Below are 10,860 nucleotides of genomic sequence, written 5' to 3' on the forward strand. Positions count from 1 at the left end.
ACCAACTGAGCTATTCCCGCGTCGCATAAAACAATCTGCAGTGAAAGGGGTGGAGCGGGAAACGAGGCTCGAACTCGCGACCTCAACCTTGGCAAGGTTGCGCTCTACCAACTGAGCTATTCCCGCGTCGCATGCTTGCAAATTTGTTTGGAGCGGGAAACGAGGCTCGAACTCGCGACCTCAACCTTGGCAAGGTTGCGCTCTACCAACTGAGCTATTCCCGCACCGCTGAAACTTGCAAAACTTTCTACTGCATCTCGCTGCTGCTTCGTCAGTAGCGGCGAGAGACTGCGAATTATAGAGATTTATTCAGGCCTGTCAACACTTCAAACATCGATTTTTTTGCCGGCAAACTCTTTGGCGGCCATGCGCAGATAGTAAACCATTGACCATAAAGTCAAAATCACCGCGATATACATGGAAAAATTTCCTGCGATTCGCGCATTCAGGCCCGGAATCAACGCGCCATCGTACAGCAGCAGGGTAATCGCCAGCATTTGCGCGGCGGTTTTCAGCTTGCCGATATAAGCTACCGCGACGCTGCCGCGCGTCCCCATGCCGGCCATCCACTCGCGCAGCGCCGAGATGGTGATCTCGCGGCCGATGATGATCATCGCCATCCAGCCCTCGGTGCGGCCCAGCTGCACCAGCAGGATCAGCGCGGCGGCCACGATCAACTTGTCCGCCACCGGATCGAGGAAGGCGCCGAACGCCGAGGTCTGCCCCAGCTTGCGGGCAAGATAGCCGTCCAGCCAGTCGGTGGCGGCCGCCAATGCGAAAATGCCGGCCCCCACGACGTTGCGGCTGTGCAGCAACAGAATGGAGTCCGGCAGGAAAAATACCGCCACGCAGATCGGGATCAGGGCAACCCGGAGCCAGGTGAGGAATATCGGCAAATTGAAGGGCATTGGTTTTGGTCTTGTCGCAATCAGGCTCGTAAACATCGCCGGCGGCCATCCCGAGCCTGAATCAGGGAAGCCCGCCGCTTTCAGTCATTCAATCAATGCAGGGCATTGTAGATCTTTTCCGCCAGCGTCCTGCTGATGCCTTCCACCTGGCACAAATCATCGACATTGGCCGCCGCCACCCCGCGCAAACCGCCGAAGCGCATCAAGAGCTGCTGGCGCCGCTTGGCTCCGATGCCGGGTATCTCTTCCAGCGTGGAGGCGGTGCGCGCCTTGGCACGCCGGGCGCGGTGGCCGGTGATGGCGAAGCGGTGGGCCTCGTCGCGCACGGTCTGGATCAGGTGCAGCGCCGGATGGTCCTGGCGCAATTGTAACGTCTTTTCCAAGTATGGCAGGATCAGCGTTTCCAGACCCGGCTTGCGCTCCTCGCCCTTGGCGATGCCGACGATGGGCAAGGCCAGCCCCAGTTCCGCCAGCACCTCCAGCGCCACCCCCACCTGGCCCTTGCCGCCGTCGATGAATACCGCGTCCGGCAGTTTGCCTTCGCCGTCCGCCAGTTTGCCATAGCGGCGCGACAGCACTTCGCGCATCGCCGCGTAATCGTCGCCGGGCTTGGCGGTGGTGATGTTGAAACGGCGGTATTCCGACGGCTGCATCGCGCCCTTGTCGTACACCACGCAAGAGGCGACCGTGGCTTCGCCCATGGTGTGGCTGATGTCGAAGCATTCGAAACGGCCGGCGTCGTCCAGTTCCAGCGCCTCGTTCAGCTTCGCCAGCCGCTGGGTCTGGGTGGCCTTGCTGCCCTGCCGCTGCAGGATGGCCAGTTCGGCATTCTTCTCCGCCATTTCCAGCCACACTCGCCGCTCGCCTATCGGATTGCTGGCGATCGCCAGTTTGCGTCCGGCCTGCTGCTGCAGGAATTCGTGCAAAGCGTCGCTCAATTGGCCGTTCACCAGCAAGGCCGGCGGCACGCCGGCGGTCAGATAATGCTGCGCCAGGAAAGCCTCCAGGATTTCCTGCGCGGTATCGGCCTCGCCGCCCACCGGGAAGTGGCTCTTGTCGCCCAGATGGCGGCCGCCGCGCACCATCACCAGATTGACGCAAGGCATGCCATCCTTCAGCACCGCGGCCACCACGTCGCAATCCTGCTGGCTCTGGTTGCTGGAGACGAACTGCTTTTCCTGCACCCGCGACAACGCCTGGATCTGATCGCGCAGCTCGGCGGCCTGTTCAAACTCCATCGAGTCGGCGGCCGCCATCATGCGCCGGTTCAGCTCCTCTATCAGCTCGCTCTGCCTGCCGCTGAGAAAAGCCACAGCGCTGGCGACATCGGCCGCGTATTCGTCGCGGGAAATATGCTCGACGCACGGGCCGGAGCAGCGCTTGATCTGGTACAGCAGACAGGGGCGGGAGCGGTTGGCGAACACCGCGTCCTCGCAGGTGCGCAGCCGGAACACCTTCTGCAGGATCTGAATGCTTTCGCGCACCGCGTAGCCGTTGGGATAAGGGCCGAAATACTGGCTGGGCTTCTTCGGCTCGCCGCGGTAATAAGCCATCTGCGGGAAATCGTGCCCGCTCAGCATCAGGTAGGGATAGGACTTGTCGTCGCGGAACAAGATGTTGTAGCGCGGCGCCAGCGCCTTGATCAGGTTGTTCTCCAGGATCAGCGCCTCGGCCTCGGAGCGGGTGACCGTGGTTTCTATGCTGGCGATCTGCCGCACCATCAGCCGAATGCGCGGCGACAGGTCGTTCTTCTGGAAATACGAGCTGACGCGGCGCTTCAGGTCTATCGCCTTGCCGACATACAGCACCTTGCCCTCGGCATCCAACATCCGGTAGACGCCGGGCAAGGCCGGCAGGTTCTGCAATACGTTCTGGTAGTCGAATTCGGGTTTGGACACTTATTTATTGCACCAGGTTTGAACATCCTTCTGGGCCTGACGAATCAGCTCGTTGCGCTGGGCGTCGGTGGCCAGCGCGGTGGAACCGGGCATGCGGATGCGGCCGTTTTGCTGCAAAGTGGCCAGATTGGCCTGCGCCGCGCTGCAGTTCTGCGCTTTGACCTTGGCATTGGCGGCGGCGACGGCGGCGTTGTCGGACGCCACCTGCTTGTTGGCGGCCGGCTTGCTGTCGGCCTTCTTCTCCGCCTTCGGCGCCGACGCGCCGGCTGGCCGCTGCGCGCGCACATTCAGCTTGCGGGCGTTGACATGCGGCGGCGGCTGGTCGGAATACACGGTCTTGCCGTTGGCGTCGGTCCAGGTATAGACCTCGGCCGCGGCGGCGCCCGGCAATAGCAATGCCAGCAAAAACGTCCATACTATAGATGACTGCATGATTGGCATCCCCAAGCTTGGTCCCGGTGCCGCCGATTGTAAGGCCTGGCCCAGCGCCGCGCAAAAAGCGCGAATCTTCGCGCTCTTTTTGCAGTGCGCCGCATGATTCGGTATAATGCCGCTTTGCCGCCTAAGGAAACGCGAAGATGCGTATCATCGAGAAAGCCTATACTTTCGACGACGTTCTCCTCGTCCCAGCCCACTCGGAAGTTCTTCCGCGCGACGTTACCCTGACCACTCAGTTCACCCGCAACATCACGCTGAAGCTGCCGCTGGTTTCCGCCGCCATGGACACCGTGACCGAAGCTCGCCTCGCCATCGCCATGGCGCAGGAAGGCGGCATCGGCATCGTGCACAAAAACATGAACGCCGAAAAACAGGCCGCCGAGGTCTCCAAGGTGAAGCGCCATGAAAGCGGCGTGGTGAAGGATCCGATCACCATCGCCCCGGACATGCTGGTGCGCGACCTGGTGCTGCTGACCCGCCAATACAAGATTTCCGGCCTGCCGGTGATCGAAGCCGGCAAAGTGGTGGGCATCGTCACCAACCGCGACCTGCGCTTCGAAACCCGTCTGGACCAGACCGTCGGCTCCATCATGACCCCGCGCGAGCGCCTGATCACCGTCAAGGAAGGCGCCAGCATCGACGAAGCCCGCGAGCTGATGCACACCCACCGCCTGGAGCGCGTGCTGGTGATCAACGACGCCTGGGAGCTGAAGGGCCTGATCACGGTCAAGGACATCATCAAGACCAGCGAACACCCGAACGCCAACAAGGATAGCCAAGGCCGTCTGCGCGTAGGCGCTGCCGTCGGTACCGGCGCCGACACCGAGGCGCGCGTAGCCGCGCTGGTGGCGGCCGGCGTCGACGTGATCGTGGTCGACACCGCCCACGGCCACAGCCAGGGCGTGCTGGACCGCGTGCGCTGGGTCAAGCAAACCTACCCGCAAGTCGACGTGATCGGCGGCAACATCGCCACCGCCCAGGCGGCGCTGGACCTGGTCAAGGCCGGCGCCGACGGCGTCAAGGTCGGCATCGGCCCCGGCTCGATCTGCACCACCCGCATCGTGGCCGGCGTGGGCGTGCCGCAGCTGACCGCCATCCACAATGTGTCCGAAGCGCTGAAGGGCACCGGCGTGCCGATGATCGCCGACGGCGGCATCCGCTTCTCCGGCGACATCGCCAAGGCGCTGGCGGCAGGCGGCAACGCGGTGATGCTGGGCGGCATGTTCGCCGGCACCGAAGAAGCGCCGGGCGAGGTGGAACTGTTCCAGGGCCGTTCGTACAAGTCCTACCGCGGCATGGGCTCGCTGGGCGCGATGAGCCAGGGCTCGGCAGACCGCTACTTCCAGGACAGCTCCAACGCCGCCGACAAATTCGTGCCGGAAGGCATTGAAGGCCGCGTGCCGTACAAGGGCCCGATCGGCCAGGTGATCCACCAGTTGGTGGGCGGCCTGCGCTCGTCGATGGGCTACCTGGGCTGCCCGACCATCGCCGACCTGCACGAAAAGGCGCAGTTCGTCGAAATCACTTCGGCCGGCATCCGCGAATCGCACGTCCACGACGTGCAGATCACCAAGGAAGCGCCGAACTACCACGTCGACCGCTAAGCTGGTTTCGCCTGGTCGAACAAAAGCCCGCGTTGCGCAACGCGGGCTTTTTTTGCGCGCCGGCCAGTCAGGCCAGCGACAACATCAGCCGGGTGCGCAAGGCGGTGGGCGGATTGTCGTACGGCGAATTCAAATATTCTTCCACGCACGGCACGCCGCCGGGCGCGCGCCCGCTGCCGGGCAGCCAGTGCCGGTACAACCAGGACCAGGCCGTGGACAGCTCCGCGTACGGTCCCTGATGCGTCACGCAAGCGTACTCTCCGGCGGGAATCTCTCCCCACTCAAACCCATCCGGCAGCGGCCGCCCTGCCAGGCATCCGGCACCGTCACGCAGGCGATGGCGCGCAGCTTGGCCTCTTCCGTCTGCTCCGGATCATCCAGATATATTCCGAATGCGCGGCCTGGCGCGTCGCCGACTGCGCAAGCCGGGCTGATGGCCTGCAAGGCGCCGAAGGCCTGGCCGATCTCCATATAACTGCCGGCATGGCGGCGCATCAGCACCGTCAGCCCCTTATCCTGTTTGAGCAATGTCACTTCATGCATCACGGTCTCCCAGTCTTGCCTAGAAATGAACGCTCTGCGCTGGCGGTAGCGGCCCGGACTCTCGCCGTAAGCCCTGGCGAAGGCCCTGACGAAGGCCGCGGTGCCGCCGTAGCCGGCGCGCGCCGCCACCTTAGACAAAGGCAGCGAGCCGCCGTCCAACTGTCCGGCCGCGCGGTGCAGCAACAGCCGCTGCCGGGTCTCTCCCACCGTTTCAGCCATCAGGCCGCGATACACGCGGTGAAAGTGAAAGGGCGACAAGCAGGCCTCCTCCGCCAACCTTTCCAGCGGCAGCGGCCCGTCCAGATGGCGCCACAGGTAGTCCAGCGCCCGCAGCATCCGCCACAAATACGGCGAATCCGGGCCGCCGTTGCGATAGAGCGTTCTCATGAAGTGAGCTTATCCCGCATCGATTGATTCGTTTTGCTGAGTTGGCTGTTGCAACAGCAGCCATTGCATGCGCTGGCACAAATCCACCACGTAATCCCATACCACGCGGTAGCGCAGCGTGCGGCGGATGTTGCTGCGCGCGCTGATCCAGTACGAACGGACGATGCGCAATTCCGGCAAAACCTGCACCAGCCGCGCATCGTCGTAAACCATGTAATAAGGCAGCACCGCGATGCCGCCGCCCGCCAGCGCCGCCTCCTTTTGCGCCACCACGCTGGTATTGCGCAAAGGCATGCGCGGATGGCGACACAGGCCGTGGTGGTACATCAATTCGCGGGTGAACAGCAGGTCGTCGACATAGGCGAGGATGGCGTGGCCGTTCAGGTCTTCGCGCTCGGCGATAGGCGGATGCCCGGCCAGATAGCCCGGCGTCGCGTACAGGCCCAGGCAGTAATTGGTCAGCTTGCGCGTCACCACCAGATTGGCCTGCGGCCGCTCCAGCGCGATGGCGATGTCCACCTCGCGGCTGGTGATGCTGACAAAGCGCGGCACCGCCACCAGATCGATCTCCAGCCCGGGATACCGCGCCATCAAGGCCGGCATGTGGCGCGCCAAAAACAACGCGCCCAACCCCTCCGGCGCGCCCACCCTCACCACGCCGCTGACTTCGGCATGCCCCTTGCAGCCGCTGTCCAGCATCTGCGAAGCGGTGTTCTCCAGCGCTTCGGCCAGCGGCAGCAGCTGACGGCCGGCGGCGGTCAGCGTGTAGCCGTCGGCCTGCTGGATGAACAGCGGCTGGCCCAGCACCGCCTCCAGCGCGGCGATGTGGCGCGCCACCGTGGCGTGGGTGGTGCCGAGCTGGCGCGCCGCGCCCAGCAGTTTGCCGCTGCGCTGCAGCGCCAGAAAATAACGGACATCGTTCCAGTCGAACATCGTCGCATCCGGATGGTCATTGTGCGTTTGCACACGAATAGCGCGCCAATCACGCCGCCTGTTGTTAAAAAATTAACATACGTTGTTTCCCGCTGGCTATTCCCAGCCAGCCCCGCTTCAGTTTAGATGGCTGCTACGACAACGACATGAATGGGCGTGGCGGCATGTTGAGCGGGGAGTTCGATTACATCATCGTCGGCGCCGGCAGCGCCGGCTGCCTGCTGGCCAACCGGCTGTCCGCCGACGCCGACAAGCGGTTGCTGCTGCTGGAAGCCGGCGGCAACGACGACTACCCGTGGATCCACATCCCGGTGGGCTACCTCTACTGCATCGGCAACCCGCGCACCGACTGGTGCTATCAGACCGCGGCGGAAAGCGGGCTGGGCGGCCGCGCGCTGGGCTACCCGCGCGGCAAGGTGCTGGGCGGCTCCTCGTCGATCAACGGCATGATCTACATGCGCGGCCAGGCGGCCGATTACGACCACTGGGAAGCGCTGGGCAATCCCGGCTGGGGCTGGCGCGACGCGCTGCCCCACTTCATCGCGATGGAAGACCATTTCGACCCGGCGCGGCCCTTACACGGCCACGGCGGCGAATGGCGGGTGGACAAGCAGCGGCTGTCGTGGGAGATCCTCGACGCCTTCCGCGCCGCCGCCGCCGAGCAGGGCATCGCGCCGGTAGACGACTTCAACCGCGGCGACAATGCCGGCTGCGGCTATTTCGAAGTGAACCAGAAAAACGGCCGCCGCTGGAGCAGCGCGCGCGCCTTCCTGCACCCTGTCCGCCATCGCCCCAATCTCACAGTGCTGACCGGCGCCGAGGCGGAAAGCCTGGTCGTCGAACGTCAGCGCGCCCGCGCAATCTCCTTTTTGCAACAGGGGCAGCGACTGCAAGCGCGCTGCCGCGGCGAAATCATCCTCGCCGCCGGCGCCATCGGCTCGCCGCTTTTGCTGCAGCGCAGCGGCATCGGCCCGGCCCGCTTGCTGGCCGAATGCGGCATCGCGCCGCGCCACATCCTGCCCGGCGTCGGCGCCAATCTGCAGGACCACCTGCAGCTGCGGCTGGTATTCCAGATAGCGGGCGCGCCCACGCTGAACCAGCGCGCAGCCAGCTGGCGCGGCAAGCTGGCGATGGCCTGGGAATACCTGTGGCGGCGCAGCGGACCCATGGCCATGGCGCCCAGCCAGTTGGGCGCCTTCGCCCGCAGCGCGCCGGACGTGCGCTGGCCCGACCTGGAATACCACGTGCAGCCGCTGTCGCTGGAACGCTTCGGCCAGCCGCTGCACCCGTTTCCCGCCTTCACCGCCTCGGTCTGCCAGCTGCGGCCGCATAGCCGCGGCCATGTCGAGCTGGGCGGCGCGCCGCTCGACGCGCCGCCCTTGATCCAGCCCAATTATCTCAGCCACCCGGAAGACCAGCGCGCCGCCGCCGCCGCCATCCGGCTGACGCGCCGCATCGCCGCGTCGCCGGCGCTGTCGCGCTACCTGCCGGCGGAATACCGGCCCGGCCTCCGCTATCAGACCGAAGACGAACTGGTGGAGGCCGCCGGCCAGATCGGCACCACCATCTTCCACCCGGTCGGCACCTGCAAGATGGGCAACGACCCGCTGGCCGTGGTCGACGCCCGGCTGCGGGTGCGCGGCATCGCCGGCCTAAGGGTGGCCGACGCGTCCATCATGCCTACCATCACCTCCGGCAACACCAACAGCCCCACCCTGATGATCGCCGCCAAGGCGGCGCAGATGATCGCGCAGGACAACAAACAGCCGGGCGCGTTCGCGACGCCGGCCACCCCAGCAAAGGAGACTTCGGCATGAGCAACAGCATCGCATCGTCGGCCGCCGGCGCAGCCGGCATCAGCCGCGCCGAGCGCAAGGTGATTCTGGCCTCGTCGCTAGGCACGGTTTTCGAGTGGTACGACTTCTTCCTGTACGGCGCGATGGCCGCCATCATCGGCAAGCAGTTCTTCACCGGCGTCAACGAAACCACCGCCTTCATCTTCGCGCTGCTGACCTTCGCCGCCGGCTTCCTGGTGCGGCCGTTCGGCGCGCTGGTATTCGGCCGCCTCGGCGACATGGTGGGCCGCAAGTACACCTTCCTCGCCACCATCGTCATCATGGGCCTGTCCACCTTCCTGGTGGGCGTGTTGCCCGGTTATTCGACGCTGGGCATCGCCGCGCCGCTGATCCTGGTGTCGCTGCGCATGTTGCAGGGCCTGGCGATAGGCGGCGAATACGGCGGCGCCGCGATCTATGTGGCCGAGCATGCGCCCGACCACAAGCGCGGCGGCTACACCAGCTGGATTCAGACCACCGCCGGCGCCGGCCTGTTGCTGTCGCTGCTGGTGATCCTGGCCTGCCGCAAGCTGACCGGCGACGCCTTCAACGACTGGGGCTGGCGCCTGCCCTTCCTGCTGTCCATCTTCCTGCTGGCCATTTCCACCTGGATCCGGCTGTCGATGCAGGAATCGCCGGCCTTCCTGAAAATGAAGGCGGAAGGCAAGCACTCCAAGGCGCCGATCAGCGAAGCCTTCGGCAACTGGAGCAATCTGAAGATCGTGCTGATCTCGCTGTTCGGCTTCAACGGCGGCCAGGCGGTCACCTTTTACTGCGCGCAGTTCTATTCGCTGTTCTTCCTGACGCAGATCCTGAAAGTGGACCCGCAGACCGCCAACCTGATGCTGATCGCGTCTCTGATCGTCACCACGCCGCTGTTCCTGTACTTCGGCCACCTGTCCGACCGCGTCGGCCGCAAACCGGTGCTGATCGCCGGCCTGGTGCTGGGCCTCATCCTCACCTTCCCCGCCTTCCGCTGGCTGACCGACTACGCCAACCCGGACGTCGCCGCCGCCCAGGCCAGCGCGCCGGTGACGGTGGTGGCCGACCCCGCCAGCTGCCACTTCCAGTTCGACCCCATCGGCAAGGCCAAGCTCAACACTCCGTGCGACCAGGCCAAGACGCTGCTGGCGAAGAACGGCGTGCCCTACCAGCAACAAGCGGCCGCCGCCGGCGTGACCGAAATCCACATCGGCGCGACGGTGCTGCAGGGCTTCGACAAGAAAGCGCTGCAAGACGGCCTGAAACAGGCCGGCTATCCGGAAAAGGCCGATCCGGCCAAGATCAACCACCTGATGGTGATTCTGGTGCTGGTGCTGCTGTCGGTGATTTCGGCGCTGACCTACGGCCCGCTGGCGGCGATGATGGTGGAACTGTTTCCCACCCGCATCCGCTATACCTCGATGTCGCTGCCCTATCACCTGGGCAACGGCTGGATCGGCGGCCTGATGCCCACGGTGGCGTTCTCGCTGGTGGTGTACACCGGCGACATCCTCTACGGCCTGTGGTATCCGATCATCGTCTACGGCGTCAGCCTGGTGGTGAGCCTGCTGTTTCTGCGCGAAACCTTCCGCAACGACATCCATAAACACTGAAACTCGCGCCCGCCGCAGCCCCCTCCTAGCGAGGGGGCTTTTCATTTCCGCCACACCCTCCCCTCGGATCCCCTTCATTCGGCGCCTGCCGCCACAAAACCAGGCGATCCCGGAAAAATGCAATAAGTTGAAATTATCTCCGGTCAAACCGCCTCCGGTCCCCCGCTGGCCGCAGCCTCCTCGCGCTGCCGGCAGGTCATCGTTATTGTTTAATTTTTATTATTAATAATTCAATAAAACCAGGTGTTGCTGTTTACAATATGGCCGCCTATACTTGGCTTAACAGAAGCGGTTACATATAAACCGAATTAATTTAAATTTTTGGTTTAAAGATTTCGTAACAATTCCACTCAGAACGAAATCACCCAACCCGGGAGGCCCAAATGAAAAAAGTCATCATCACCCTGGCAGCGCTGGCGGCTCTGCAATCTGGCTTGGCTCTGGCCTCCGACGGCGGCACCGTTTACTTCAATGGCTCCATCGTCAAGGAACCGTGCGCCGAGGCTGGCAGCACGCTGCTGAGCTACGCGACGAATCCGCGCCAATACCAGGCCGCCCGCAAGATCGCGTCCGGCAATGCCTGCTCCGGCATGGACAGCACCCAGTCGCTGAGCGTTTCCTCGGTCAATATGGCAGGCGCCACCGCCTCCGCCAGCGGCCAACTGGTTACCATCGTTTACAACTGATCCGAACACTGACAAAAAAGCCTTCGGCCAAAC

10 protein-coding genes and 2 tRNA genes are annotated in these 10,860 nt (G+C 64.1%); 4 read left to right on the forward strand and 8 right to left on the reverse strand.

Annotated features, from left to right (window positions below):
• Positions 1 to 50: 50 nt before the first annotated feature.
• The 5 genes from MY55_RS22095 to MY55_RS22115 all read right to left on the reverse strand — a co-directional run bounded on the left by MY55_RS22095 (position 51) and on the right by MY55_RS22115 (position 3,238).
• Positions 51 to 126: transfer RNA gene (locus tag MY55_RS22095), tRNA-Gly, on the reverse strand.
• Positions 127 to 148: 22 nt separating this feature from the next.
• Positions 149 to 224, reverse strand: a tRNA-Gly gene (locus tag MY55_RS22100).
• A 102-nt stretch (positions 225 to 326) separates the two neighbouring features.
• Complete coding sequence (gene pgsA, locus MY55_RS22105) at positions 327 to 908, reverse strand: CDP-diacylglycerol--glycerol-3-phosphate 3-phosphatidyltransferase (RefSeq protein WP_043575550.1); 582 nt, start codon at positions 906 to 908, stop codon at positions 327 to 329.
• A gap of 92 nt (positions 909 to 1,000) precedes the next feature.
• Positions 1,001 to 2,806 (reverse strand): excinuclease ABC subunit UvrC, encoded by a 1,806-nt coding sequence (gene uvrC, locus MY55_RS22110; RefSeq protein ID WP_047257941.1) that lies wholly within the window; start codon positions 2,804 to 2,806, stop codon positions 1,001 to 1,003.
• Positions 2,807 to 3,238, reverse strand: coding sequence for a DUF4124 domain-containing protein (locus tag MY55_RS22115; RefSeq protein ID WP_052258074.1), 432 nt, complete (start codon positions 3,236 to 3,238; stop codon positions 2,807 to 2,809).
• A gap of 146 nt (positions 3,239 to 3,384) precedes the next feature.
• Between MY55_RS22115 and guaB the strand changes: the two genes are divergently transcribed.
• On the forward strand, positions 3,385 to 4,848 hold the full coding sequence (gene guaB, locus MY55_RS22120) for an IMP dehydrogenase (RefSeq protein WP_043575552.1): 1,464 nt from the start codon (positions 3,385 to 3,387) through the stop codon (positions 4,846 to 4,848).
• A gap of 67 nt (positions 4,849 to 4,915) precedes the next feature.
• Here the strand turns inward: guaB and MY55_RS24515 are convergent, their stop codons facing one another.
• From MY55_RS24515 to MY55_RS22130, 3 genes are read right to left on the reverse strand one after another with little or no spacing between them, the layout of a single operon-like run.
• Complete coding sequence (locus MY55_RS24515) at positions 4,916 to 5,095, reverse strand: GyrI-like domain-containing protein (protein ID WP_279625471.1); 180 nt, start codon at positions 5,093 to 5,095, stop codon at positions 4,916 to 4,918.
• On the reverse strand, positions 5,092 to 5,778 hold the full coding sequence (locus tag MY55_RS24520) for an AraC family transcriptional regulator (protein ID WP_081284787.1): 687 nt from the start codon (positions 5,776 to 5,778) through the stop codon (positions 5,092 to 5,094). The genes MY55_RS24515 and MY55_RS24520 overlap by 4 nt, the downstream gene beginning before the upstream one ends.
• 9 nt (positions 5,779 to 5,787) lie before the next feature.
• Positions 5,788 to 6,744 (reverse strand): LysR family transcriptional regulator, encoded by a 957-nt coding sequence (locus MY55_RS22130; RefSeq protein ID WP_230623368.1) that lies wholly within the window; start codon positions 6,742 to 6,744, stop codon positions 5,788 to 5,790.
• A 113-nt stretch (positions 6,745 to 6,857) separates the two neighbouring features.
• On the opposite strand from MY55_RS22130, the gene MY55_RS22135 reads away from it, so the two are divergent.
• From MY55_RS22135 to MY55_RS22145, 3 genes are all read left to right on the forward strand, one after another.
• Positions 6,858 to 8,528 carry a GMC family oxidoreductase gene (locus MY55_RS22135; protein ID WP_043575555.1) on the forward strand — a complete coding sequence of 557 codons (1,671 nt, stop codon included), beginning with the start codon at positions 6,858 to 6,860 and terminating at the stop codon, positions 8,526 to 8,528.
• Complete coding sequence (locus MY55_RS22140; protein ID WP_043575556.1) at positions 8,525 to 10,141, forward strand: MFS transporter; 1,617 nt, start codon at positions 8,525 to 8,527, stop codon at positions 10,139 to 10,141. Before MY55_RS22135 ends, MY55_RS22140 begins: the two co-directional genes overlap by 4 nt.
• A 383-nt stretch (positions 10,142 to 10,524) precedes the next feature.
• Positions 10,525 to 10,827 (forward strand): fimbrial protein, encoded by a 303-nt coding sequence (locus MY55_RS22145; RefSeq protein WP_043575557.1) that lies wholly within the window; start codon positions 10,525 to 10,527, stop codon positions 10,825 to 10,827.
• Positions 10,828 to 10,860 lie beyond the last annotated feature (33 nt).

The sequence above is a fragment of the Chromobacterium subtsugae genome (assembly GCF_001676875.1).
GTDB classification, from domain to species: Bacteria; Pseudomonadota; Gammaproteobacteria; order Burkholderiales; family Chromobacteriaceae; genus Chromobacterium; species Chromobacterium subtsugae.

What these genes read in the sequence shown, in the direction of transcription:
- pgsA (WP_043575550.1), bottom strand. Translation starts at nt 908, where the DNA reads ATGCCCTTCAATTTGCCGATATTCCTCACCTGGCTCCGGGTTGCCCTG.
- MY55_RS22115 (WP_052258074.1), bottom strand. Translation starts at nt 3,238, where the DNA reads ATGCAGTCATCTATAGTATGGACGTTTTTGCTGGCATTGCTATTGCCG.
- guaB (WP_043575552.1), top strand. Translation starts at nt 3,385, where the DNA reads ATGCGTATCATCGAGAAAGCCTATACTTTCGACGACGTTCTCCTCGTC.
- MY55_RS24520 (WP_081284787.1), bottom strand. Translation starts at nt 5,778, where the DNA reads ATGAGAACGCTCTATCGCAACGGCGGCCCGGATTCGCCGTATTTGTGG.
- MY55_RS22135 (WP_043575555.1), top strand. Translation starts at nt 6,858, where the DNA reads ATGAATGGGCGTGGCGGCATGTTGAGCGGGGAGTTCGATTACATCATC.
- MY55_RS22140 (WP_043575556.1), top strand. Translation starts at nt 8,525, where the DNA reads ATGAGCAACAGCATCGCATCGTCGGCCGCCGGCGCAGCCGGCATCAGC.
- MY55_RS22145 (WP_043575557.1), top strand. Translation starts at nt 10,525, where the DNA reads ATGAAAAAAGTCATCATCACCCTGGCAGCGCTGGCGGCTCTGCAATCT.